A 25941-nucleotide genomic window follows, 5' to 3' on the forward strand; every position below is an offset into this window, starting at 1 on the left:
TGGTAAGCAGAGTTTTTGAAATGTAAGGCCTTTGAATAAGACAAAAGGCTGCCTCATCGCTAACTTTGCAACAGTGCCCTGCCTAATGTTTTCCAGGTCATCATCGCCCAGCGTGTAGAACTTCAGTAGCGACAGTTCGTCCGTGGGCAGATCGAACAGCGCTGCTCGCTGCCGTTCGGTGAAAATATGGCGTCGTGACATACAAATTCGTCCCTTTTGAAGTATAGTCTGTTTTGGACAACAGCCAGCCCATATAAATCAGGGCGTTCCGATACAAAAATCCAGGAGGGTTCAATTGGGACATCGTGCCGCCATTTAGGGGTTCGAGGTCCAATGATGTAAAAAACCACGCTAAGAGGTTAATTCATTGTTTGTATTCAAATTTAATGGTCTTAACTCGCCCTTCAGAATATCTTCCGGTAACGAAAACGTATAATGTCCCAGCATATTTATATGGCCATGTATCAGCGGCGATAATCTTGCCAGATGCTCCTCTTCAGGTGTTTCCCCCGATTTGCGAAGATGTGACAACGCCTCCTGCATGTAAAGTGTATTCCACAGCACAACCGCATTGGTCACCAGACCCAGAGCACCGAGTTGATCTTCCTGCCCTTCACGGTAGCGTTTTCTAATCTCACCACGTTGTCCGTAGCAAATGGCTCGAGCCACTGCATGGCGTCCTTCTCCCCGGTTGAGCTGAGTGAGGATCCGACGCCGGTAATCCTCATCATCGATATAGTTGAGAAGATACAACGTCTTGTTGACCCGGCCCACTTCCATAATCGCCTGAGCCAGACCAGATGGTCGGCTACTTCTCAACAGTGAACGAATAAGCTCTGATGCATGGATGGTCCCAAGCTTCAGTGAGCCCGCCATTCGCATCATTTCATCCCATTGGGATTCTATTTTTGACAGTTCAACACATCCCCGGGCCAGCTCATTCAGGGCACCATAATGTGCCGTTTTATCTGCCCGCCAGAATATCGCCCCGCCTGCATCGGCCAGACGAGGGGAAAACTGGTAGCCCAGTAACCAGAACAGGCCAAAAATGATATCGCTGGATCCTGCCGTGTCCGTCATAATTTCTACCGGATTCAGCCCGGTCTGCTGCTCCAGAAGCCCTTCCAGTACAAAGATGGAATCACGAAGCGTCCCGGGAACTACAATGCCATGGAAACCGGAGTATTGATCGGAGACGAAGTTGTACCAGGTGATACCGCGTCCTGAACCAAAGTATTTACGATTTGGTCCGGAATTAACCGTTTTAACCGGTGTGACAAAACGCATACCATCTGCGGAGGCAACCTCACCACCTCCCCAGTACCCCGCGAGCGGCAGCGTGGACTGAAAATCAACCAGCCGTGCATTAGCGGTGACCAGCGTTTCTGCCCTGAGATAATTTTGTTTAACCCAGCTCAGACGATGGCGAGTAAGCGCGGGAATATTATGCTTTATCAGGGGTTCATGCCCTATATTGCAGGCTTCTGCCAGCAGTGTTGCGCACAGACTGACCTGGAGATCCTGCGCCCGAGCACCTGATTCACTGACGTGGCTGAATTCGCGGGTAAAACCGGTTCGGGCATCTATTTCAAGCAACAGCTCCGTCAGATCAACCGGAGGGATCAATTCTCTTACCCGACGATTCAATTGTATCAGTGCCGGTGGCTCATCCAGTTTATCCAGACTGCTAATCGTCAGTGAGGGATGCTTACCTTCATTGCTTATGCTGACCGCTGCGTTGCAGGCAAAACGTGAAGCCACTGATTTCCATGTGTCATCAAGCCGCGTAGCCAGTTGTTCTGCTGCTTTAGTTCCGTCTGATGGATGACCCAGCGCCCGACATACCGGGATGCGTTGTGCCTGCCATTCAGCTCCCTGAAGCAATTTTTGACGCGGGTCCCCCCACCGATCACTGTTCTCCAGCCAGAGATCACGACGGCGCAAAGAATCTTGAAGGCGCTCGAGAAGACACAGCGAGTAACCCGCTCGTAGAATCCTACCATCTCTGTCGTAGACCAGACGTTTCCATGGGCCGGAAATGATTTGCTCTGGTGCATCGTCGAGAATTCGCTTTTTTGAGCCACTCAGTTCGGCCAGATAATGGATTGCTGACAACGTGAGCTCCCCGGCCGGGGCGGCCTGAAAGTGTAAGTCACGCAACATCGCGGACAGGAAACGCTTCACCCGTCCATATTGTTCCACCATTTCATCCTGAAACTGAGTATCTTGCGGGCGCGCCAGCTCATTTACCTTGCCGACGGATTCAGCCAGTTTGTCCTTTGGTATGCGGCGAAAAATAGCCTGCCGCAGAGCTGCTTCATCGGTGTTCTCATCAAGTAATAACGTGCATGCCCGTGCCAGTAATAGCGCGGCACGATCAAGATCTTTCAGGGTCCTGAGCCGCTTTTTCTGCCCGATATTTTTTGCAGAACGCGTGATATCCAGAATAAGCATATCCAGCACATCCACGGCCTCGTCAAGCGCCGAAATTTCCTGTGCTTTCACAAACGCAGTAAGCACGGCCAGTCGCCGTTCGTCAGGCATTCTTGAAATGTATTTCACCGAAGCCATTCCGGCATAACGGGCCAAATTCCGCAGCTGGATGGCAGGCAGACCGGAGAAATTCAACCGGGAAAACTCCATGCTACGCAGTCGGGTATATCGCTCCAGGGCGTCTGTAAATGACGGCCCACTGATAGTGACAGGACCTTTTCGCATCTCCTCCAGCACCGATATACGCTGCCCTTCAGGTATTTCAAGTAAACCGTCCAGTTGTGTTTTCTGCCAGCTGTCAGGCAACAAAGCCAGCCTTCGCCATAATCGTCGACTTGCCCGTTCGCGTACTTCGCCAATCAGCCTTGTCAGAGTCGAGGCTGCGGGTAGCAGGATCTTATTTTGCAGCAACCATGCGGTAGCAAAATCAAACAGCAGACCTGGACGCTCATTGCTGAGCCAGGCGCGAGTATAGAGCAAACGCTTCAGTCTGAATGTCCAGGGGAAATCACCAAAATCATGATAATCATAATAGAGCTTGATAAGCCCCTGATGCTCCCAGCGGGTATTTTCTCTTTCAGCATACCGGGAAAGGATCTCTGGTCGGCTGATGTTCAACTGTGCCGCAATGTAAAAACGGATGAATGAGGGAATTTGAAGGGGATCAGGAAGAAACGTTCCCAGAAAGCGCGCCGTAGTCAGCTGAAGTGCAATCCCCAGCCGGTTATGTTTTCCCCGTCGCTGATTAATAAAAGCAAGGTCACGCTCATCCAGATGAAAATACCGAGCCAGCTGAACCTCATTTGGGTCTGCCACATAGCGACCGTAGTTTTCTGTCTGTTCGCTGGTAAGAAAGTCATCACTCATTGCGCATCCTTTCGTAAACGGGAGTTCTGTCCTTTTTTTAACCGTCTCAAATATTATAAATTGTGAGACTGCTCAAAACGGCATCATACATTAGTATCAAAAATCGCGATTTATACCTTATGATACTACGCAGTATCAATATCGATTTATGAGACCAAAATGGCATTATTAGGATATGCAAGAGTATCAACCAGCCATCAGAAACTGACGAGCCAGATTACTGAACTCAAAACAGCGGGAGTGAGGGATGATCGTGTATTTACTGACATGATGTCAGGAGCAACTGATGAGCGTGCAGGGCTACAGAGACTCCTTGCCAGAGCGGAGAAAGATGACATCATCCTCTGTACTAAAATGGATCGTCTAGGACGTAATACCGCTGATATGATTCGTATTGTGGATACTTGCTATAAAAAAGGCATCGCTATCCGATTTCTAGAGAATGGTCTTAGTACTGAAGGCACAATGGGAAAAATGGTTATCCAGATACTAGCAGCTGTTGCCGAGGCGGAACGAGAAAGGATCTTGGAGCGAACTAACGATGGGCGGAAGACCGCTATGATTAAGGGGGTCAAATTCGGAAGAAAGCCTCACAAGAAGGCTGAATTAGCTAATGAATTGATTAATAAGGACGTACAAGTTAAGGAAGTAATGGAAAAAACGGGTATATCAAGGGCGACCTATTTTAGGCTGAAAAGAAAAACAGCTATTAACTCTAACGAAGGATGAATTCAAAGTGAGTCAATACTTAAAGCTTGGAGATGACCAGTCTCCGGTTCAGTTGGATCCACACAGCGAAGTTGGTGCATTTAAAGTTGTTGGACACTGCTCATGGGCAAAACCAGGAGATAAAATCACTCCTGATTTTTTGCGTTTAAGAATAGAACCTTGGTTAACTGCTCTTTTTCAGTCTGAACACCTAAATATACTTATTGGCGCGGGACTTAGTTCAGCAATCCAAGAGTCAGCGACAGGCACGAAACCTCAAGGCATGGGATGGATTAATGATCTCAAAGTTTGCAAGGCTGAAATAGATAGTTATGTAGCTAAAACAGCTGAAGCCTCAGGAAGAGGAAGAGGTAATATTGAAGACCAAATCCGTTCAATTAATGAGTTAATTAAAGGATTAGAGATTTTAACTGCGCAAAATCTCCCACTTCCAGAACCGCCTCCTGGTGCTCTCCCATATCGAAATTTAAAAAGTGAGTTAGTTGAGTTAAATAATGAGCTAACAAGATGTTTGAAATTATTCTCAGATTCAGTTAGTAATGGGGAAAAGTTAATTCGCGATGCAAAAAACGATTTAAAAACACAAACGTTTAATTATTTAGTAAGTTTTTTGATGAGTTTTTCAAGTCGAACAGCGACAAGGGATCGATTACATATTTTCACGACGAATTACGACAGGATAATTGAAGCAGGAGCTGAAATAGCAGGTATTCGACTAATTGACAGATTTGTTGGTACTATAGCGCCTATTTTCAGATCTTCGCGACTAGAAGTCGACTATCATTATAATCCACCGGGTATTCGTGGTGAACCAAGATATTTGGAAGGTGTGGCGCGCTTTACTAAATTACATGGCTCATTGGACTGGTATACTACCGAAGGAGCCATAAGGCGATTTGGATTACCTTTTGGTGCGAGTTCGGTGGAACCCTTTTTACAAGTGGAGGCTGCTGGAGCAGCGAACTATCATCAATTAATGATTTATCCAAACTCGGTTAAAGACCGAGAAACATCAGAATACCCTTATGTTGAACTATTCAGAGACTTAGCATCTGCAACATGTCGTCCTAATAGTACTTTGGTAACATATGGTTATAGTTTTGGAGATGAACATATAAACCGTGTTATTATTGACATGCTGACAATACCCTCAACGCATATAGTAATAATTGCCTACGGCGATCCACTCGGTAGAATTATGCGCTTTGTAAACGAAAGTGGAAGAAAAGCTCAAATATCTTTATTACTTGGTGACCACTTTGGAGATATCAAGAATTTAGTGGATTTTTATCTTCCTAAAGCAGCGATAGACAGATCATCAATTCGTATGGCAGAACTATTGAAATCAAGGGGTTTATATCGTACAACAATTTCAAATAATAGCGAGGATGCTGAATGAACTCATTTCCGATTGAACAAGGTGAGCAACTCAGGGTCGGCACTGTAGATTTTGTTTCACCTAATGAAATTAGAGCAATATTAGAGATTGACTCACCTGATACTGTTGCTTTGAATGCAGGAACGCCTAGAAACTTTCCAAGAGTAAACAGTTATGTATTAATATCATGTGATAATGGTTACTTAGTTGGGCAAATAGAGTGGCTTGCTGTAGAACATTCGCCTTATCCAAAACAAAGAGATGTTCAAGAATTTGGTTTAGTAAATCTACCATTCCCCCGAAAAAAAATAAGTTTGAATCCGGTGGGAATGCTTAAACGTTTGTCCAAAGATGGTACTGATTATTTCAGATTTCAACGAGGTTCTGAATCGTTTCCTTCTATTGGGGCTGCTATTTTACTACCGACAGATTTACAACTTAGATCAATAGTCGAATCTGGAAATAATAGGCGAGTGATCATTGGACAAAGTCCACTTGCGAACAATGCAAATGTAGCTGTAGATCCTGATAGATTATTTGGTCGTCATATAGCAGTGCTCGGAAATACTGGTAGCGGTAAGTCTTGCTCTGTATCTGGATTAATCCAGTGGTCACTCGAATCTGCATTGGAATCACAAATAAAACCAAATGCCAGATTTATCATCCTAGACCCCAACGGCGAGTATGCACGTGCTTTGGGGCCAACGACGAAATTTAAAGGTAGAGTATTTAAGGTTGAGGCTGAAGGCAGTGAAAACCAATTACAAGTACCCTCATGGTTTTGGAATAGTTCGGAGTGGGCATCATTCACGCAAGCAAGTCCTAAAGCACAACTTCCATTACTAAAACGCTCCTTGAGAGCAATGAGAAATGAAGAATTTGATTTACAAAAGAATATAGATATAGAAGTTAAAAAATACCTAGGTACAATTTTGGTTTCTTTAAAAGCGGATAAATCTAAAGGAGCAGCGGCACTTAATGATTTCCCTGGAGCCAAAAATCTTTTGGCTAAAATTAATATTTGGCGTCAGAGTCTGGAAGAATACAAAGCGAGATTAACTACACCATGCCCTGAGTTAGATAAATTAATCATCTCTATTCAAGATTTTTGTGGGCAAAGAGAAGGCAGATATCCAGATTACAATGCTAAAGTTAGCGCAGTTGATAACATCATAAATGGAGTGTTATCTTCATTTCAGAGCCTTGGAGGCGATGAGTGTGAACTCCTTCCTAAAAACGAGGATATCCCCGTCCCTTTTGACGGAAATAATTTAGTCTCCTATTTAGAGGCGTTAGCACAAGAAAATGGTAGCGAGCAATATGTTGAATATCTAGTAGCTAGAATACGCACAATGCTTGCGGATACAAGAATGAAACCCATAACCAATGACTCAGAGCATAGAGTTGACTTGGCTAATTGGTTAGAAACATATATTGGGAAAGATGGTGATGGTGATAGCTGCGTTTCAATTATTGATCTTTCTTTAGTACCAACTGAAATTACTCATCTTGTGACAGCTGTCATTTCAAGAATTATTTTTGAATCATTGCAACGTTATAGACGACTATATAACAAATCTTTACCTACGGTACTTGTTGCTGAAGAAGCACATACATTTATTAAACGGTATCGTGAGGACAGTGAAAATCAGGATGTCGCAGCTGTTTGCTGTCAAGTATTTGAGAAAATTGCACGAGAAGGCAGGAAATTTGGTCTCGGTATGGTTATTTCTTCGCAACGACCATCAGAATTATCACCTACAGTTTTATCTCAATGTAATACTTTTCTTCTGCATCGAATTAGCAATGACAAAGATCAGGAGCAAGTTCATAAAATGGTACCCGACAATTTGCGAGGATTACTCCGTGAATTGCCTTCATTGCCATCTCAACATGCAATACTGATGGGCTGGGCATCTGAACTTCCTGTCTTAGTTAAAATGAAAAATTTGACGAAAGAGCAGCAACCCCATTCTGATGACCCTGATTTCTGGGATGTTTGGACAAGAAAGGATGCTGATGGGAAATTGGTCGAGAGAACGGCCAATTGGGAAGCTGTTGTAAAGGAATGGCAACAAAATTGAACTGAAGTAGGATGTGAAAACGGGAGGGCAGATCGGAATTGAAGGAACTTTATGCAATCAATCTACTTGGTATTGCGTTCCATCGACCATCAGCCCCATGATCATTGGAGTAGCTGTAAATGCAGCACCTAATAATTAAAATAAAACAATAGGTTAACCTATTAACGTGGTTTTTTACATCGTTGGCCCTCAAACCCCTAAAATCAGAAAAGTATCTTTCCAGACCTGTCAAATGGAAGCATTAACAAATCAGTTAACAAAACGGACAATATAGTAAAAAGTGGCTGGTAAGCATACTAACCACCTGATAGGCAGGTAGCAGCATAAAAGGGGAACCGAGTAATGAAAGGCTGTATCACCCGAAAAAGGTGTTTTCAGAGATGCACTATATGATGGAATAACAAGTTTTTGCAGATACTACCGGCGTAGAGGATGTCCCGAACACCTATAGCTGGAGTATCGATATTCACGGCATAATACGAATAAACCGAATGGGATATAAATATGGCAATTATTTTGGGTGTTTTATTTGTGATAACATTAACACTTAGCATCTATCAGTTGCGGAAGATAAGAAGACTATCATCCCGAATTAACACATTGGAATCCGTTATCCTGGGTGAACGGACGGGAAAGACAATTCCTTATGAATCGTTGCACCTTCTCAATATTTTGAGATTACAGGCACGACAATGGACTAGTTCGGAGGAAAATCCCGCTTTATTAACTATCCGGCCAGTTTGTATTGAACTGCTGGATGATTATATGTCTAAACTTTTAGCTTCTATTCCAGAATTGAATTTGATGATAGAACCTCGTCCTTCATATGCATCGCTATACAGTATCAATTCTGTAATGTTCTACATCGATAGTGAGAAACATGAAAAGTTGCCTATTCGCTTTCATTGCGCCAATCAAGACCTCGCAGAGCGCATTGCAAACTTGTTGCTATCGAAGGGCATTGAAGCTCGCGCAGCGATTGAAATGTCACACGTAGATTAGCCTGATATAAATAGATGGGCATTCTGTCCGGGTTGTTTATGCAGCCCTGTTTACAATGCACTGAATAAAACGGACAGCAATAACATAAGCCGTTAGCAAAAATCCCTCAATCAGAACCGTGGAAACAGCGACAGTCGTAAAATCCGTTGTTAGCTTGATCGCTGCTACTATCACCAGTCCGCCAAAAAGAATGCAGCGGGTAGCGATAGTTTCACGTTGAAACCAGCTAAAGAAAGCGCCCGCGATAATGACCAGGGAACAGTAAATCGAAAAAAGAAGTGTCATCATATTCTGTTATCCTATCTAACACAGAAAAAACTGGCCCGAAGCTTTTGAAACATATATGGAAATCAATCAGAGCACGTCTAACGAGCACGGTCTTATATATTCAATAACTATACATGTTGCTTATCATCATAAATGGATTTGGTATAGAGTGGCCAAAGAAAAAGGTAACAACAGTGGCAAGGACAACACAGGCTAACAATATCCACTCAAACTTTTCTGGAATGAATAATACCCGGATGGAACCTGCTGCGATAGTGCCACCAACTAAACCACCAATCAACGCTTCAGAAATTGTTGATAGTTCCATAAATTAAGTCTCCTGGTGTTTGGAGGGCTTCGGGAAGTTGCACCAGCTTATTCGCCAGACGCGTCCACTCACGTTAATAATAAAATCTGTCAGAAAACAACTCTACCAGAACCGTTGAAACTTCGATAAAAAAAGGACGCTGTTTTGAGGGCGTTTTCTATGCAAGTTATTTACAATGTTTCAGGCAATTACTTCACTACCGTAAGTTTTCGTTCGACAAACATTCAGATCCCATAGTTTGCGCTGGAACTGACCTATGTGGACGAGATCTGCTGTAGGTCTGTAGGGATTGGGGGCCATAGAGTAAATCTGGCATTTTTAGCTATAAAGTAATGATTGGGCTACACGTATGTAGGTTTTAAGGTTATGTTATCTCTGCCTCGTAATTCTGCGAGCACCTCATTAGGGAATAATATGAGTAACTTAAACCACATGGATAGAACCGTAACACAATACGTAAACACTAAAGTATTAGTGGCGCGTTTAGTACATCTTAGCGCCACTATCAGAAAGCTTGAATCCTACCAATCGTCATCTTGGGCAGATAGAGCTCTCCATGATTTATATGCAGAACTTCAGCGAATTTGGCCACAGGTGGAAGAGTATTATACTCAGATGCCAACATACCAAATGGAACGTGAGTTTTACGCTGAACTCGTGCAAATAAAGATAAAGGCTGAAGAGTACCTACGTAGAACTAAGCAGGAACAATAAAACAATTCGTTTTTGGGGAGCCCGGTGGGCTCCTTTTTTGTGATGGTTCAATCCGGTGACGTGGGGTTACCGAGCTGGCGCATTCCCACGATTCGCACCTGATGGATTACCGGTTTTACTTGGTCAGTTCTAACCGGCGCTGATAACGCTCCCAGCGCATGACGAGATTCGCCGGGTCTATCGGACGGCAAAGCCCGGTAATCACATGGCCATCGTATTGCTGCAAATCGGGATCTTCGGCCTGCGCGACAGGGTCAACGTGGACGGTCAACGTCTCCGGGCAAATGGCAAGGACGTTGTCGTCAAACAGCCGGTGCAGATCGATACGAAGCAGCAAGCCATTACTCCAGTGATCCAGACCACCAGCACTATGCTCTACCAGGTGTGCGGCCTCTGTCCTGCGGCGTAAGCTTGCTCCTGTAATCACGCAGCGGTCGTTACAGTTTCGACGGACGGTAGCAGCGAAATCAGCCTGATCCGGCCTGGTCACCACGCAGGTTGTAGAGCCTTCACGTTTAGGGTGCGCCAGGGGCGCAACAGACGGTTCCTGCATGGAGACGCGGGATTGTTCAACTTCGACGGAGATCAGGGCTGGCTGGGGTGCTGGCTGCGATTCTCGCACTACATCGTGCGTAATGCCGTTGGTTTCCGCTTCTTTAAGCTTTCCGACCTGGCTTGCTGCGGCCAGCGCACGGTCACGCGCTTCCTGCTTTTCTTCCTTCGTCCATTTACGTTTGGCAGGTTCGTGTGTGGGAGCCGGGAGATTATCTGGTTCATTGACCGGCACAGGGTCAACCATCTTTTTGCCTTGCATTGACTCAGCCATAAACCGGCGAGCCAGCACATCAGCGCGTAGTCCCGTATCGCGATGCTCATAAAGATAGGTGCGAAATTCCGTCACACGTCCGCCCACCAGCTTAATGGCCTCACTCATTCCGGCCTTGTTGATGGAAGCGCTACTGGTTTTCAGGTTGGGCAAACCGTACTGACGTGGGTTTTCTTTCTGGGTGCTTTCAGCGCCGGTCAGACGGCTCTCTCTGATTTTTCCATTATGCCGGGTCGGTGAATCGCCATTCGGATGTTCAGGAGATCGCCAGGTGTCTGCGGGAGGCGTATACGTTGTACCGTTCTTCTGGGCCATGTAGGCGAGCACTTCCCGCATATCAACACGGGTCTTTTTGCGCTCGGCAATACCTTCATCAATCTGACGTTCAAGATCCGCTCGCTTCTCTTTGTGCAGGCGGCGCGATTCCAGTACGGTTTCGTTATCATTCAGGCGTTCTACTATCTCACCGGTATTTAAATTCTGGTTTGCCAGTTCGCGCACCATGCTCAGCACTAAATCGCCCATTGGATGCCGGGTTGTGATACCCAGGCGCTCAAACGCCCGGTTGGTGATCTCGTTTCTGCGGGTTTGATTGGCCAGTTCCGTGATCTTCTTCAGGCGCTCGATTTCGGCAAGCTGTGCCCGCTTCATCAATTCGCTGCCGGTTAGCATGGCAACAATCTGAACCTGACTCTCACCCTTCAGTAAGTGCTCGGTGATGAATGTAGAAAGAGCTGCCCGCCCACCGTGATTTTTAGGGATACCCAGCGTGGCCAGAATGTCTCTCTTTAGAATATTACGCAGGTTAGCGGCCTTTTTTTCCGCTTCATGTTTGGCCTGCATGTCCCGGCTATGCTGCTTACGTTCGGCCCGGGTTTTCTTCACCTTCACTTTCGTCGTCACTACTCTTTACCTGGCAGGGCATCATCATCATTGATACCGGTCGCGGAGGCCTGCGGTCGTTACCTATCCCCCGCCGCTGGCCGCACATTTGATGGCGAGAGTATACCTGCTCTGTCGGCAGCGCGTCTTTTCTTGTCTTCATATATGCAAAATTAGTCCAACATACAAATGCGATCAGGGTCAACACCCCCGCGTCCACCCTGCAAAGCGCCCTTGACCTTTATACCCACTGAAACCCTCGCGCCCCCGGCCCCTCTTTTTTTTCTCTTTTTTTCTCTCTTTTTCTCATATTTTCTCGCATGGCTCATCCAGCGACCGGAGTCCCTATGTGGGGTTTGCAGGAACCGGACGGAAAGACCGGCACGGCCCGGTTGCCGCAGGCGGGGGAAATGGCCAGACCGGGCACGGCGGTTTCTTTTTAAAATGGTGGGCCCGGGCAGAATGGTTACCCCGGGCACGGGCCCGATCCTGAAAACGACACGGAGGTTTCAGGTACGGCTCCCCTTTCTGCCCCAAGCGAAGCGCAGGGGCAGAAAGGGGAAGTTTATTTGTATGTTGGACTAATAGAGGGTGATTTACGTGAATTCTGCCCGGGTTTTCCCGGCGATTATCCCGGAATCCATCACCGATATTCTTCCCTTTATCCTAATACCGGTGATGGCCACCGGCACAAAATGCAGGGTGTTCCGGCCCGGCGAAGATGCGGCCGCAAACCAGCACGAAAGTGTCGGTCGGAAAAAGGTGAAGCCAATGCTGGTGGCCGCACGGAATTCAGGCGGGCACTCGACGTTACTCACCCACGACTCCGGGTTAACGGTTCGACTCCGGGTAGCCTGGCCCGGGTGAAGCCCGGGGCAGGCTACCCTGTTTTTGTATGTTGGACTATTTTGACGGGTACTGGAGCAAACCACTCTGCCACACGATATGGCATTTAGTTACCGCTCTTGCGGTTCATGGATGAAATAGTCGGTTCTGTCAGGAGGGAGTCAGGGAAATGTGAAGAACCGAAATGGCCACGCTGAAAGATCATGTAGCCAGTTCAGATAAGCAAATTGAGTTAACGCCCTCGCTCATACCGCACCAGCTCTTCAGGTTTAGACAACCACTCTGTAATCTGGTGATCATGCATTGACGTATCGTATTCAAAGTCTGGCGGATAATACATATCGCCAACAAACCACTCTTCCTGCTTTAATTCATCCTCATCTATATCACAACCGCTATCAAGCCAGTCCCATCGGCCTCTTTTGTTAAAAATCACTCTCCCATTCGGCATAAAAGCTCCTTATTCAGTCAGATGGTTACGGTCTCGATATCTCGATGCCAGGTTAACATCGTTCACCAGTTTTACCACGGCTGGACGTTCGGCTTCAGTCCAGGAATCAGGCTGATAGTACACCCGCAGCGATTATCATCAAACTACTTCGCCTCTCAATCCCGCGCTCTCAAATTTCTGTTATGCATCATGCCAGAGTACAATATGAGGACACTATCGCCGGAATATTACCGACCGCCCCGACGATTAACGTTACCGGCCTAAGCTGAGGAAAATGGTTCTATGAAGTCATTTCTGATCAAAATGTCAAACGCGCATAACGAACACATCCGGGAAGTCGCTTCCGTGGATGAAGCTATTCGTATCGCATCCGAAAGAGCAAATGAAGGTTTCTGGCTTCCACCCAGCCGGGTCTGCGAAATGAGCAAGGAACATGAAGGCCGGTATACAGTCGGTGATGATGGCTGGTTCCGCCCCATCGAGCTGGCGGTTCCAGTCGAAATAGAAGAAGTGAAGTCGTCCTACGGGAACGGTGGTTACGACATGATTTCCGTAGGCAAATGGATCCAGACTCAATCAGGCTGGCAACCGTCACCGGCTGTCTGACTCTCCTTTTGTTTCGGTGGGGCTAGAGTGCCCCACTATTCTTCCGCTTTACGCTCGCGTTTTTCTTTGTCGCACTTCACTTTTTCATAAGCCTTGCCAAACCACTTAGGCTCTTTTCCCATCCCCGAATAAGATAGTCCTTCCGGCAGACTCTTCCAGAACACCGTTATCGCCTCGGCAAATTCTCTAAACTGTTCCTCGGAAACTTCAAGTTCTTCGTGGCGAGCTGGTCTCTCTTGCGGATAACCTTCGCATTGCCATACTGAGTAGTACTCCGGGTGAGCATTAACCAGTTTCTGGTGGGCATCACCATCTCCATGTTTATAAACGTTGACAACCTGATGACATGCACTGATTAACGGGAAACATGGCATGTTTCGTACTTCAATACCCAGCCATTCCATCAAATCCATAAGCCTCGGAAAACTGAGGTTCCAGATCAAATCTGATATCACAACCATGTCGAGCCACCGCCAGCTTCTGGCCTCCCGGATAAGCAGATCTCGTAATGCCTTGTCAAACTGGTGGTACATCCCAGCGGTCAGGGAAAGCGTGACCGTGACCTTCATTTCCCGCAACGCAACCCAGTGGCAAGCTTCAATCTGTTCAATATTCTCGTATACGTCACTTTCGTCGTGGTAATCAGGATTGAACCAGTCTCCAGCTGACTCTATAAATGACTCGCCTTTCTTTGTCGCTTCACTCCTGATCTCCACATCACTGAACTGCGACAGCAAACGTTCCTGCGCTTGTTCAGCGTAAAAAAGATGCGGGTTAAGCACCCACGGTCGGTCAATTGCCGCAAAGAAAAAGATGTTCCATCTCGGGTCGATAATTTCTTTTTCAGCATCAACAGCTGGCGCTGATACACTGCGGTTTGATTGTTTTTTTCTACCCATACCACTATCCAAATTAAAAACAGACGAAAAAAAACCGTCCAGCTGGACGGTTAATATCAAAATATCCTTCAGAAGTCTGACACGGGTCAGGCGCTAACCCGGGCAGTCGCTACTCACTAATTAAACCCCGCATAGGGGAAAACAATATTTTGATACTCCGACAACGCACCCCGCGATGGGGGAAGGTATGTCAGGCCAGTCTAACAAACCCAAAGCTCGTTGCAACCGCCAATCAGTGACTTAATCCTGGCAATCCTGATCATCAGTTTCAGTTCCGCAACTTAAGTAATCCATATTTAAAAACATTTTGTTCCCCGAGCCTGCCAATGCAGACAGACCTGAGATTTTACAGATCACGACAATCGACGGTACGCGTTTATAAATCTCGATTTCGCTTTCCCAACTTGACGCAAGATACCTTTCAAGCTGAAGTTCAGGGGTTACATCAACAGGTTGAATTCTGACCACAAAACCGTCTTTTCGCCCCTCATTGCGAAGAGATGTTAGCTGTTTTATCTCTGCATCGTTGAGTGTGGAAAATTTACGGCCATTAAGAATATGAGAGCAAAAATTGAAGCCAGTGATATGAGATGAGCCACCAGTTATCGATTCCAAAATGCTTGCATATTAGCTATCTGGGGGTTAGGCTCGCCTGTTTGCGGAGTGGATTCACATAATTCAAGGAGTCTTTCCAATTCCGATTTGGAATCACCCATACCCAATTCATTGCAAGGAAAAACATTGTGATTATTATTCATGAAAACTCCGTAGCATTAGATTTGAAGGCTAGTTTTCAACACTATGGGATCCCGAAATAAGTTCTCCCCCCCGCTCCCGGTAAGCTTTCGTTAATACCGCATAACTTTCTGAATTAACATGCTCATCAACCCCCGAACAAATCAGCCGGTTCGTCGGTGCTTCAAAAGCGTGGCGTTCGTATTTTTCGACCACGCGACAATCTTCCGACCATCTCTTGCCGAGCAACAAATCATTTGTGGTAATTGATGGAAACATCATCAATGCAAAAATTCCCCCAAGACAGCCTATTGGCACGAGCCACATGCAAACGATCTTGTTTTCGGAGCGTACAAATTTCAACCCGATGGTAGCGCCTATGATAGTCACGACAAATACCACCAGCAGAATTTTTAAGGGTAAAATCAGATCTGCGGCATAAATTAGCATTAATCATATCTCCTTAACTTTTCAATATTTGGTTCCTTCAAAAAGCCATCCATACTTTCCTTCATCTGGATGATCTGTCTTGTAGTTTATCTGGCAAGTGGTGAACTGACGCATCCATTCTCGTGACCTAAAAAATTTCCCACGAGGAAGTTTATCGCCAGGTAAGCATTGTTCAGCCCATTCGACAAAAGCAGGACAAACCCCCTTAAAGTGAGGAATAACAACTTGCGTGGCTTCTTTACGCATTACTGCTGACTGAATGGTTTTGGGATCAATCGTCATGGCTTCACAGGCTAACCCGACTTCACAAACATTTCTATTCTGCTGATGTTCTGTCATAGCGCCTTCCAGTTGAAGTTAAGTAGGGTCAGTTTGGATTTGAAAATTGTTGTACGGTAAGCCTGTTCTTGAACCTGCTTCGTGATCTTATGCCCGTTTGATGGCCACGGACTGACGCAAAAGTGCAAGAACGTCACTGACACTCATATCCCACGCATCCGCCTGCCGTTTCAGAATAAATGCCCCTACTTCCATTCTTTGGGCATGGTTCAACATATGCGTCAGCATATCCCCACCATGAGAAAAGTTTATCCCGCAGCCGGATGCACCATTGTTGATGAGCGTAAAACCTTTGTTTTTATCGGTTCCGTGAAAGTTTGCCCTCATCTCCTTTTCCAGCCCGAACAATACCGCGCAACATTGAGTTAATTCATAGCGATTCAGCTGGATGACGCGCTTAAGCTCCCATTGGGCTTCTTTTGCGCCATCAGCAATCGGAGCCATAGTGATGTTCACCGTGGGAAACGCATCCTTACCAGGCGAAACCACATATTGAAAATCAAGAGCAGTACGTTTTGCGCCCGTTTGCCGGTCTGCATAAAGCTTCAGCTGCTTACCAAATGTCGAAGTCATAACTATCCTCCAGAACTTAATTTACCCTGGTCATTCCAGCCGACAAAAGATTGTCGGGTTGTTTTCTACAGGCCTTCCCTCTCAATCCCACCGGGTATATTTTCCCCTTCCCTCTCGTTCCCACCGGCGATAAAAACTGTGCAGATTAAAAAAGTATCTTTTTGGGATTAGGCGAACAGCAGTAATTATAAAGAGGAGTGTTATTTTCTTTATTTTTCATGGTAATACAAGTTGTATTCAATAGAGGCCTGACGCGCCCCATCAGCTTTTCAGATGTAAATGGGACTATTTATCCTTTAGCGACTACAAAATCACGGGTGGGTTTGAGAGGGAAACGTCAACTTAGTGTTTTTGACCGGTGGGAATGAGACAGCACATTCCCGGAACCGGGCAAAAAGACGTTTCAAACATCAGGAACCTGTTAGTTTGGGATTCCGATCCGTGATCTGAATGGTGGGTACGCTGGTGTCCACCAGGTAGTAAAATTTCAGGTAACCGATGCTGGCAAGCACATCGAGAGCAGTTCGCATTTTCCGGTTCTGTTCGGCAATGCGCCCATTGAGCAGTAAACGCTGTCGAAGTCTGTCAAAGGTGATCGGGGCTGGATGTTGAGGTAGCGCTTCAAAAAATGTATAGAGCGCCTGAGCCGTTTCATTCCTGGTAAGTAGCTCCAGGGGTTTCTTCCGCAACAGAGTAAGATGATCTGAACGGTACAAATCCCAGAGTCGTTCGTCGGCTTCCAGGATGATGTAATCACTTTCACCATCAAATTCCGCCTCTTTCAGCAACCCGGCTACTTTGAACTTGGTGATCCCCGGGTTCTTCTCAAACCGAATGCTTTTTGAGCGAATCTTCGTCAACGAATCGGCTATCTCATTGCGCAGTTTCGTGCTGTAGCGTTTTGATGGGTAGCCGCAGAGTTTGGCAAATTCACTAAAGGGCATTTTAATCCGGTTACCTTTCAGCGCATCAGGCGATACGCTGAAGGAATGGACGATTGCTGTCCAGCACCGGAAGTCCTGGAAATAATTCAGCATCGGGCCGGTGATCTTTATGTCCGTGTACCCTTCCTGTTTTGCAATTTCCAGACTGGATAGCGCTTCCGTCACGTTTAGCGTGACCGTTGCCTCTGTTCGGCAACTGGGAGTAAAAACGCCCAGGCGGAGCAGTGATACAGGTTGTACTGATGAATTTTTTGTCACCGTCAGCTTTCCAGTCGACGGCTGATTGAAGTCGGGAATAGCGTCCTTGAAAAGAAGAACTTCATTCGAGTTCATCGTGTGGATCCCCCAGTTTTATTGTTATTTTCCGGGTATCTTGGAATGCCCAGTCCGGGCGAATGTATCACGGTGATTTTTATTGATCATGAGAAATAGGGGTCATTTAGTCCCCATTTATCGGGTATTGGTTTTTATTTGTACTAAATCAATACGTTATTTCAGAGATGAATCGGATAAATGTCGTTGACATCAAATTTTTGATCTGCTGCCAGTGTGGACAAAAAATGAATACCGATCACCTATTTTTGAGATTTGTTACGTATGATTATGTTTTTATTTGATGTTTTCATTAGCACAGCAGATGTTGATAATTAAGTTCCTTTCCCCTTCCAATCCCACCGTTATTCCCTTTGAACACCACCAGCTACCAGGCTAACCCCACCGACAGCCCTTCAGAGCTCACTTTTTTCCCTCTCAACCCCACCGGGGCAGGTCTTCAGAGCTTACCAGCTGCGGGTTTGCGGGAGCGGGGATCTTTTTGGTTCTATTTGGTCTTAAACTGGATCGATCTGTTGATCTACCCGGTGGATATGTGGATTAGTTGAGTCACGTCCTTGTTACTCGGTTGCTTAAATTTGGCCACTACGAACTGTCTCAATACCACTCTGAACAACATCCCAGTTGATACCGATATCACCATCGTGAGTTCGGTCTATCAACGCTAAGGTCGACTCAGCTTCGCTAGCTGAAACCTGCGGCATGTTTCGGTCTATTGCTAACTCCTGAACATCAGACTTGTACCAGACACGGACTAGCACCTTTTCGTCAGGGTTCATTTTTTGCAGCTTTGCGATAATTTCTTTTGCAGTTGCGTACATGTGAGTGCCTCTTATCGTTTTGTTTACACAATCAGTAAAGCACCGAGTCAGTAGCTGACGAAGGCAAAAAAGATACTTTTCCACAGGACAGTTCCAATAAAGAGATCCCAAAGGTGCAACGGAGTACAAAAGAGATCCCTGTACGCTGCAAGCCGCATGGTTACTGGGCTCAAGGGCATTTTATGACAATGGTAATGACTTTTTTGACATTGGTAATGATTAAAATGACATTGGTAGTGACTATTTCGACGTTAGTAGTGAGTATTTGTGACAATGGTAGTGAGTTTTATTGTGTGATCTGAAGGTATAACTCTTAAAGAGTTTTGAGTATATTTCTATTATAATTCATATAGATACCATCTATCACCTGTATGATGAAACAAAATTATTAAAATCTTATCCACTGTTTTCTATACGCATTTTCCTTTCATGCCCGTACATATTTTCGACAATTTAGCTATTCGATGTTGATTTAACTCGAAGAGAGAATTTATCCCCATTTTCCACAAGGTAGTTCCAATAATTAGTACCTTACGAGTTCCCATAGATCACAAGAGATCCCCGCAGCTCGGAAGCCAGACGGCACAAGGCCTGGAAGCCAATCGGTGACAACGGTAGTGATTATTTTGACATTGGTAGTGAGTTTTTTAACGGTAGTAGTGAGTTTTTTGACAACGGTAGTGATTGCGGCGACAATGGTAGTGATTTTTTAAAGGATCTTTTTCACCGGAATTGATCCTTTGTTGATAAACTACGTATGTATTTGTTTTTATGTGAATTTCAGAGTTTTATATTTAGTCGTGGCGTTTTTTTAGCCTGGACTTATGCACAATCTGAGATCGTCGCAGAGATCCCTTAAGTGACACTGAGGGCTTTGGGCGATAGTATTCAATAATCTGTTGATTAATACAGTCGATAAACCACTATGACCAATGAGAAAGATTCTGAGCAGCAAGGCCAGATGGTTACCAGGGCTTTCTCTGTAACAGAGAGAGAGACAGGTAAAGAAATTATTTTACGTCCTAATAGCAGCAGGACGGTTCAGTCTATCGCGCTCATGCGCCTTGGGTTGTTTGTGCCATCACCAAAAAGCGTTGGCCGTCAGAGTCGTGAATACAAAACTGTTGGCTTTGATGCCACGAAAGAACTACAGACACTTTCTTTGATGGAGAGCGAGGGTTTCACCAATATCTCGATCGTGGGTCAGCGCCTCGATATGTCTGTTGACTTCAAAACGTGGATGGGAATCATCCGAACGCTAGCTAACCATCCGATTGATAACGATAAGATCAGCCTCAAATTTACTGAGTTTCTGAAGCTCTGTAACCCTGAAAATTATCGTTCCTCTACCGCATCCCGTAAGCGTATCGACGCGTCGTTACGCAGGCTGGCATCCGTGATGTTGTCCTTCACCAGCACCCACTCGTCAAAGGTGTATACGACGCACCTGGTGCAGTCTGCCTTGCTTGACCCGGACTCTGATCAGGTAGAGCTACAGATAGACCCTAAGATATTCGAGTTGTATCAGTACGACCACAAGGTTTTGATGCAGCTGAAGGCTATCAAGGAACTGGCGAAAAAAGAGAGCGCACAGGCGCTTTACACGTTCATTGAGTCACTTCCACCAAATCCAATCCCGATCTCCTTAACGAGACTTAAGAACCGATTAAATCTTAAGACCCGTGCCAACAGCCAGAACGCCACAGTACGTAAGGCATTGGAGGAGCTGGCATCCATTGGTTACCTTCAGTACACCGAAGTAAAAAAAGATGGGAAGGTTTATTTCCAGATCCACAAACGCGATCCTGATTTGAATCTGAACAATATCCAACCACCACCTGATGGTGATGGCGAGGGTGATGCTGATGAGGAGAACAATGGCACGTCGGGTAAAAATAATGGTGAGCCACTGGAAGGTGAATTGTGCCCACCAGATGAGCCCATTGATGGGGATGAAACGTTAACCATCCATGACTTAACAGCTGAAGAACTTCACTACATTCGCAGCCTTAGAAGCCAGAAAAAGAACAATCCCGCCAGCTAGCATTCCCTCCGGGCTGTCAGATGACGGCCTGGAACCCTCCCTCCCTGCACATCGTCAGAGAATCCTGTTTAGCTTAATGACAACGGTATTGAGTGACGCGGTCACTACTGTTGTCATTGCGGGGTGACCACTCATGACAATGGTAATGAGACTAGATAGCTCACTACTGTTGTCATCATCGACATCTCTCCAGACCAGCTTCTCAGGGAAGGTCTTACACCGCTCACTACCATTGTCGGAATCGCCGGTACAGACAAATCGCTGATACCCATGACACCATGACATCGGCAATGAGTCTTGGCAGCTCACTGCTGTTGTCATCATCGACAACTCTCCAGAGCAGCTTCTCGGAGAAGACCTCATACCGCTCACTACCATTGTCGGCATCGTCAGTACGGATTTATCGCTGATTCCCATGACACAATGACAACGGTAATGAGTGATTTGACTCACTACCGCTGTCATTTGCTCCCGGCGCATTTGAATGACCACTGTATTGACTAAGAATACTCACTACCGTTGTCATTCATGATTCAGACCAAGTTCTTACTGCTCCACCAGCACAATGACAACGGAAATGAGTTCTGTTGGTCATTACCGTTGTCATATGCATTCCAGGTTAATCAGGCCTTTCAGGTAGCTATGGTAAGGATTCACTCGCCGTACTGTCTGCTCGTACTTGAGGGGCGGGATGAATGACCGTGGTAGTGACCGCGTCACTCCCTGTCGTTGTCGTTGTATGAATACATGGCCTGTCGGTGACAATGGAAATGAGTCCAACCGCTGTCGTAGCTAACCTGATTGGTCAATGACAATGGATGTGATTTTTTCAAGTCTCTACCATTGTCATCGTTTCCAAGTACATTTCAGTGGGGTCGTTCCGGCGATGACGAATCAAGTGAGTGCGGGATCACAACCATTGTCGAGGCACAACTTGCCGGTTGTAGCCATACCGAACGCTGCGACAACGATAGTGATCTCGATCACTCATTACCGTTGTCACCAGGCGGATGGTGAAGCACCAGAATCACTACTGTTGTCATCTAACATTCTGCTACCCATGCAACCAATGACGATGGTAGTGAGCAACGCCGTCTACTTGCTGTATATAGGGATAGTATGATGAGCCATAACAATGGTAATGACTCACTACCATTGTCATAGTTCCTGTACTTGATTGCCGGTAACCAGACAAGGGTTAACCATTAAGTCACTACCGTTGTCATTACAGAAAGGTACTTTCCTTAATTGTCATTACCGTTGTCGACCATGCACCCTCTTACCAGTAGTAACGGTTCGTTAATTATGTGAAGGTGATCATTACCATTGTCACTGGTTACACTCCCGGCAGATTCAAAAATCGAGTGACAATGGATGTGAGTTCGATGCGCAGGACGGCATCTCAGTGCCGATGGCAATAGTTATGAGCTGACCAGACTGGTGACAACGATAATGAGCCAAGCATTGAAGCCCGTTTGCTACGACAACGGTAATGATTAGGCCTCACTACCGTTGTCAGACACGATGCTTACTTCGGCCAGGTAAGTTCATCCCACCGGGATTTTAACCAGGCAGGGTTTACAGGTTTTCTTGTCGGTAATATTGGCCGAGCTTCATACGCGATGAGATCGTCATCCTTAGCCAGGATAGTGGGGTGGAAATGGATTGTCAGGGTGCTGGGATTAATCACACACAGGCCGTTGTCGTATAACCGATGTATGTCTGCCCGAAGCCACAGGCCATTACTCCAGTGGTCAGAGCCCGCTTTATGATGCTCAATCAGATGTGCTGCTTCTCCCCTGCATTTTGTCTTCACACCGGTGACGACACACCGCTCCATGCAGTTGAAGTATACCCTGTCGCTGAATTTCTTCTGATCAGGACGGGACATCGCACCGTACCGGCGATATCCAAAGCGTTTTGGTGAGACTTTCTCATCCAGGTCATCGTCAAATGAATCCTGACTCTCAGGCCGGAAGGTCTTCAGACGAACTTCCCAGCGAATGCCGTCACGTGCAAATTGCTGCCCTACGCGTGGGTCATCATCAGGCCAGATAGCTATTCCCTTAGCTTTAACAGCCAGCCGGAACTGGCGGGCATCAGCAGGGGTTCCCGTGCGGGTTAGTGTCATAAATTCATGGACACTCCGGTACTCCACTGGTTCTCCTGATGAGCCAGCAGGCCTGGCGAGAACCTTGTCTTTAATATCGCGGGCGAGTTTATCGGTTTGATTTTTATCTGAAGCCATGTGAGCTATGCCATACCGGAAGAGGGAGGCATGAATAATGGGCTGTTTTCCGAGGATAAGCCATAGATACTCACTACTGTTGTCATTCTTGTCGATGACAACAGTAGTGAGTCTGGTTGGTATGCATCATGTCGAAATCGGAGCACCGGTGACTTATCGAATAGTCTGAACTGACTTGTAATGCGCTTGTGCAGGGTGGCCATAAGCCGTATTCGAGCGTGGAACTTCGAGGTGACCCGGCATCCATCCGGTCGTTTTTGCAACCCAGAAACAGCGTTCCTCACCGTCATCGGTAGTGACTCTAACACGACAACCTTCAAGCCCAATTAGTTGGGGGGAAAGATTACCGGGGCAGCATTTCCGGGAAGCGTTAGCATATACCTGCCCGCGCCGCATGAGTTCTGCACATTGTTCAAAATGTTCTTCTGTACCCAGTGCAGCTACTGGTGCTTCAACGTCCATCCAGTCAGCTACGGCGGTTGCTTTTGTATGCAGGAGATCAAATCCGTAGCTTGATAGAATAGAGCCACATTTAAGAACATAGAGCTGCTGCTCTTTGTTAATGTTTTCGAGTTTCATAGCCGCTCCTGTTAGATTATCGTTGCCTGTTATTTAAAACATGGCTTTTCAGTAAATAAATAACCACACCTGCATGACGATTGGGACGCGATAATAAATAACGAGTATCTATTAGCTTTGAGTGCCGAAAAAACCACAATCCATAAGTTGCTCACCAACGGTATTGTCGAATAACATATCGTCTACTGAAACTTCATAGCTATTCTCTGATGAAAAATATCCAGCGTTATCATAGTCGACTTCTAAAGCGTCACCATCAATAACCACAACCTCAGTATTAACGAAAAGATCATCAAGGTCTGAAATAACCTCAATATCTTCACTCTGTTCATCGGTAATGACAATGACAACCATATCATCTTCAAACTCGGAAGCTGATACTTCATCATATCTTGCTGCAATTAAATCTGACATATTAGCCTCCAGTTGAATGTGATTGCCTATATGTCTATATTACCACCCACATGCTTGTGACGAAGTGATTTGGCTTATTTTTAATCGTTTAAAACAAAAAAGCCACCCCGGTTATTTCCTTGGTGGCTAATTGATATTATCCCTCGGCTAGTTCCAGCGCTTCCTTCTGGGAAGTGGCTTCACCGAACCAGACCAGATCATAATGCGTGAAGTCAGTAGATAACATGCTCCTGACCCGTTGTTCCTCTGTTGCCACAGTGCGGCTATAGACAGCTACACAGCGCTCTCTCTTCCCGCCCCGCAATGATGAAGGGCTGTTGAAAATCGCAAAACACATCGTTTCCGGCTTAACGTTAACCCCGCCCATTTTTTCAATGACGTAATCATAGGCAATTTTTTCAATGTCATAAAATGAGCCGTCAGATGACACCATTGAATATTTCAGAACAGTACCCCCCAGAGCTCGCTTAATCTGGTGCTCCCTTTGCTGCTCGTTGTTCCAGCGAAAGGTTTGACGGCTGCTGGGGTGTCCTACTTTCTGTTCCGCTTTTGCACGTGGGCTATAGCCGTCAGCAATGAGTGAATCCATAAATTCACGCATTGATAAAATCTTACCGTTATGACGAATTTGTTTGGCTAGGAAGTTTTCAATACGTTTTTCGTTGGCTTTTTGAAGTGTCATTTTTTCTGGCCTATGGTTCGTTGTCGTTATATTCAGTAAACCATAGGTCGTTCATGTGACGAAACGTGTATTTATTCAACCCTATCTTCAATTATTTCGGTCATTAGAAAACGCAAATGATGATTATCGCCATCAGGATTGATTTTGTTTTTGTGATAATCCATTACGCTTACATTTCTTGCTTGTTTGAAGTGGTAATTATCCATCGCGTTTACAGTTTTCTCATAGTAAGCTTCAGCTGAATAATCCAATAAACTTCGATAATAGGCAGCGACAACATCCCATCGACGATTTTCCGATGCTTTACATAACTCTTCGTCGTCACCTATTGCCGCTATGATATAACCATATATATAGCCAAGACATATGTCATGATTAATGGCTTTTCTGAATAATTCGGGAGAATATACCATAAGTATAAAGCCTAAAGACCTATGTATAAATACCCTGCTGTCATGGACTATTTTTCTGTCATGTTCGATAGCTGATGGCGCGTTATCACCCTCAAGAGTAACAGGTTCAGGTATAGAGACTGACGGTTCCGCCCTCTCCTGTTTTGTTGCGCCAGCGAAAAACCTGCTTATACGTTCAAACATAATGTGTCCTCCGCATTTTTGACTCAGTATAGCCAGGAGCACTGGCCCGTGTGCGGGAACGGAAGATGACCGTCGATATCCCGTTGTTACTTAACCAGCCTTACCGTACTATCAGGTGAATTATAGTTCACGTGGATTAACCTATGTACAAACCCACCAGCGATGAATTTAAAGCAGAGATGAAACGCAAAGGCTGGACGCGGCAGGCGCTGGCACAGCGCTGGGGCAAGTCCGAAAGATGGATAAGTAATATTTCAGGTAATGAGGAACGCGAGCAGCATTGGAACGATGCGCTTGCAGGACTACCAGTATTAAAAAAAACCAAGAATAAGTGAAGTATAGTTCCCTTTTTTATTGATTAAATGTGAACTATAGTTCATGCTTTCTCGTGTGTTCGACTTCACTTCCCATCGAGGAGCAGCAGGCATGAACGTAGATCAGCGGCAACGTATTGAGCAGGAAATTGCCCGGGCAGCAGCAACCGGGTTGATTGAAGCAGGATATAGCATCTCGGTATTCGACTCAGAAGAGATTGTGCTGAAGCGCTCTACGAACGTAGAACGTATTGTTGAAGCCATGTTCTCTACTGATGAAGACTACTTCTATGCTTATCGCCCTGAAGAAACTGAACGTGCAGGTTACGTCCATTTTGTTTACGGCAATGAGGGATGGAATGTTATCAGCGATAACAGCCTGTCGCTTGAACCGGCGCTTGAAGCCGCTACTGCTCTGTCTGAGTCTTATGCCTGACCCTCAATGGCCCACTTAGTACTCGCAAGTGGGCTGTTTCTTATTCATACCCCATATGAAT

General features: G+C 45.8%; 28 protein-coding genes. 10 read left to right on the forward strand and 18 right to left on the reverse strand.

The genetic code is table 11. From position 1 onward, the window contains the following. Nucleotides 1-201, reverse strand: a 201-nt coding sequence (locus tag OGX67_RS06785; RefSeq protein WP_223145437.1) for a DUF4158 domain-containing protein, incomplete at its 3' end; no start/stop codon positions are given. A gap of 150 nt (nt 202-351) precedes the next feature. Next, on the reverse strand, nt 352-3360 hold the full coding sequence (locus tag OGX67_RS06790) for a Tn3 family transposase (RefSeq protein WP_016156490.1): 3009 nt from the start codon (nt 3358-3360) through the stop codon (nt 352-354). 159 nt (nt 3361-3519) lie between these two features. Here OGX67_RS06790 and OGX67_RS06795 point away from each other — a divergent pair, with 159 nt between their 5' ends. The 4 genes from OGX67_RS06795 to OGX67_RS06810 all read left to right on the forward strand — a co-directional run bounded on the left by OGX67_RS06795 (nt 3520) and on the right by OGX67_RS06810 (nt 8553). After that, complete coding sequence (locus tag OGX67_RS06795; protein ID WP_004098989.1) at nt 3520-4089, forward strand: recombinase family protein; 570 nt, start codon at nt 3520-3522, stop codon at nt 4087-4089. Nucleotides 4090-4096: 7 nt separating this feature from the next. Further along, nucleotides 4097-5488 carry an SIR2 family protein gene (locus OGX67_RS06800; protein WP_004098990.1) on the forward strand — a complete coding sequence of 464 codons (1392 nt, stop codon included), beginning with the start codon at nt 4097-4099 and terminating at the stop codon, nt 5486-5488. Then, the gene (locus OGX67_RS06805; RefSeq protein WP_004098991.1) at nt 5485-7551 is read left to right on the forward strand and encodes an ATP-binding protein; all 2067 of its coding nucleotides are present in this window, start codon (nt 5485-5487) and stop codon (nt 7549-7551) included. The genes OGX67_RS06800 and OGX67_RS06805 overlap by 4 nt, the downstream gene beginning before the upstream one ends. A gap of 504 nt (nt 7552-8055) precedes the next feature. Continuing rightward, nucleotides 8056-8553: a hypothetical protein gene (locus tag OGX67_RS06810; protein WP_016241538.1), complete on the forward strand. Its 498-nt coding sequence runs from the start codon at nt 8056-8058 to the stop codon at nt 8551-8553. A gap of 36 nt (nt 8554-8589) precedes the next feature. Here the strand turns inward: OGX67_RS06810 and OGX67_RS06815 are convergent, their stop codons facing one another. Further along, on the reverse strand, nt 8590-8841 hold the full coding sequence (locus tag OGX67_RS06815) for a hypothetical protein (protein WP_007372348.1): 252 nt from the start codon (nt 8839-8841) through the stop codon (nt 8590-8592). A gap of 100 nt (nt 8842-8941) precedes the next feature. Further along, entirely contained in the window at nt 8942-9148 is a 207-nt protein-coding gene (locus OGX67_RS06820) for a hypothetical protein (protein WP_032951190.1), read from the reverse strand. Between the two features lie 414 nt (nt 9149-9562). On the opposite strand from OGX67_RS06820, the gene OGX67_RS06825 reads away from it, so the two are divergent. Continuing rightward, nucleotides 9563-9862 (forward strand): hypothetical protein, encoded by a 300-nt coding sequence (locus OGX67_RS06825; protein WP_024196077.1) that lies wholly within the window; start codon nt 9563-9565, stop codon nt 9860-9862. A 115-nt stretch (nt 9863-9977) separates the two neighbouring features. On the opposite strand, the gene OGX67_RS06830 is transcribed toward OGX67_RS06825, so the two are convergent. Then, nucleotides 9978-11591: an HNH endonuclease signature motif containing protein gene (locus tag OGX67_RS06830; RefSeq protein ID WP_007372347.1), complete on the reverse strand. Its 1614-nt coding sequence runs from the start codon at nt 11589-11591 to the stop codon at nt 9978-9980. 579 nt (nt 11592-12170) lie between these two features. On the opposite strand from OGX67_RS06830, the gene OGX67_RS06835 reads away from it, so the two are divergent. Next, nucleotides 12171-12437: a hypothetical protein gene (locus tag OGX67_RS06835; RefSeq protein ID WP_016241542.1), complete on the forward strand. Its 267-nt coding sequence runs from the start codon at nt 12171-12173 to the stop codon at nt 12435-12437. Between the two features lie 211 nt (nt 12438-12648). On the opposite strand, the gene OGX67_RS06840 is transcribed toward OGX67_RS06835, so the two are convergent. Beyond that, nucleotides 12649-12867, reverse strand: a complete 219-nt coding sequence (locus OGX67_RS06840; protein WP_007372345.1) for a hypothetical protein — start codon at nt 12865-12867, stop codon at nt 12649-12651. A gap of 282 nt (nt 12868-13149) precedes the next feature. Between OGX67_RS06840 and OGX67_RS06845 the strand changes: the two genes are divergently transcribed. Further along, the gene (locus tag OGX67_RS06845; protein WP_007372343.1) at nt 13150-13473 is read left to right on the forward strand and encodes a hypothetical protein; all 324 of its coding nucleotides are present in this window, start codon (nt 13150-13152) and stop codon (nt 13471-13473) included. Between the two features lie 35 nt (nt 13474-13508). Here OGX67_RS06845 and OGX67_RS06850 read toward each other — a convergent pair whose 3' ends face one another. The 7 genes from OGX67_RS06850 to OGX67_RS06880 form a co-directional block, all read right to left on the reverse strand. After that, on the reverse strand, nt 13509-14432 hold the full coding sequence (locus OGX67_RS06850; protein ID WP_007372342.1) for a hypothetical protein: 924 nt from the start codon (nt 14430-14432) through the stop codon (nt 13509-13511). A 180-nt stretch (nt 14433-14612) separates the two neighbouring features. Further along, entirely contained in the window at nt 14613-14987 is a 375-nt protein-coding gene (locus tag OGX67_RS06855) for a hypothetical protein (protein ID WP_223226822.1), read from the reverse strand. Nucleotides 14988-15158: 171 nt separating this feature from the next. Beyond that, the gene (locus tag OGX67_RS06860; protein WP_016241545.1) at nt 15159-15557 is read right to left on the reverse strand and encodes a hypothetical protein; all 399 of its coding nucleotides are present in this window, start codon (nt 15555-15557) and stop codon (nt 15159-15161) included. Between the two features lie 21 nt (nt 15558-15578). After that, nucleotides 15579-15896 (reverse strand): hypothetical protein, encoded by a 318-nt coding sequence (locus OGX67_RS06865; RefSeq protein ID WP_009651680.1) that lies wholly within the window; start codon nt 15894-15896, stop codon nt 15579-15581. Between the two features lie 87 nt (nt 15897-15983). Further along, nucleotides 15984-16469, reverse strand: coding sequence for a hypothetical protein (locus tag OGX67_RS06870; RefSeq protein WP_007372340.1), 486 nt, complete (start codon nt 16467-16469; stop codon nt 15984-15986). Nucleotides 16470-16879: 410 nt separating this feature from the next. Beyond that, nucleotides 16880-17746 (reverse strand): RepB family plasmid replication initiator protein, encoded by an 867-nt coding sequence (locus tag OGX67_RS06875; protein ID WP_008786567.1) that lies wholly within the window; start codon nt 17744-17746, stop codon nt 16880-16882. 572 nt (nt 17747-18318) lie between these two features. Further along, complete coding sequence (locus OGX67_RS06880; protein ID WP_016241546.1) at nt 18319-18567, reverse strand: hypothetical protein; 249 nt, start codon at nt 18565-18567, stop codon at nt 18319-18321. Nucleotides 18568-19492: 925 nt separating this feature from the next. On the opposite strand from OGX67_RS06880, the gene OGX67_RS06885 reads away from it, so the two are divergent. Beyond that, on the forward strand, nt 19493-20611 hold the full coding sequence (locus tag OGX67_RS06885) for a replication initiation protein (protein ID WP_016241547.1): 1119 nt from the start codon (nt 19493-19495) through the stop codon (nt 20609-20611). Nucleotides 20612-22139: 1528 nt separating this feature from the next. Here the strand turns inward: OGX67_RS06885 and OGX67_RS06890 are convergent. From OGX67_RS06890 to OGX67_RS06910, 5 genes are all read right to left on the reverse strand, one after another. After that, on the reverse strand, nt 22140-22859 hold the full coding sequence (locus OGX67_RS06890; protein WP_007372337.1) for an HNH endonuclease signature motif containing protein: 720 nt from the start codon (nt 22857-22859) through the stop codon (nt 22140-22142). A 153-nt stretch (nt 22860-23012) separates the two neighbouring features. Then, nucleotides 23013-23438, reverse strand: a complete 426-nt coding sequence (locus tag OGX67_RS06895; protein ID WP_016241550.1) for a hypothetical protein — start codon at nt 23436-23438, stop codon at nt 23013-23015. A gap of 111 nt (nt 23439-23549) precedes the next feature. Next, nucleotides 23550-23852, reverse strand: a complete 303-nt coding sequence (locus OGX67_RS06900) for a hypothetical protein (RefSeq protein WP_007372336.1) — start codon at nt 23850-23852, stop codon at nt 23550-23552. Between the two features lie 136 nt (nt 23853-23988). Beyond that, nucleotides 23989-24534: a hypothetical protein gene (locus OGX67_RS06905; protein WP_007372335.1), complete on the reverse strand. Its 546-nt coding sequence runs from the start codon at nt 24532-24534 to the stop codon at nt 23989-23991. Nucleotides 24535-24605: 71 nt separating this feature from the next. Continuing rightward, complete coding sequence (locus tag OGX67_RS06910) at nt 24606-25130, reverse strand: hypothetical protein (protein ID WP_016241551.1); 525 nt, start codon at nt 25128-25130, stop codon at nt 24606-24608. Nucleotides 25131-25273: 143 nt separating this feature from the next. Here OGX67_RS06910 and OGX67_RS06915 point away from each other — a divergent pair, with 143 nt between their 5' ends. Beyond that, a complete protein-coding gene (locus OGX67_RS06915; protein ID WP_007372333.1) occupies nt 25274-25465 on the forward strand; it encodes a hypothetical protein in 192 nt (63 codons plus the stop codon). A 91-nt stretch (nt 25466-25556) separates the two neighbouring features. Then, nucleotides 25557-25880, forward strand: a complete 324-nt coding sequence (locus tag OGX67_RS06920) for a hypothetical protein (protein ID WP_007372332.1) — start codon at nt 25557-25559, stop codon at nt 25878-25880. The last annotated feature ends 61 nt before the right edge of the window (nt 25881-25941 follow it).

The sequence above is a fragment of the Citrobacter sp. Cf118 genome (genome assembly GCF_030334095.1).
Classification (GTDB): domain Bacteria; phylum Pseudomonadota; class Gammaproteobacteria; order Enterobacterales; family Enterobacteriaceae; genus Citrobacter; species Citrobacter freundii.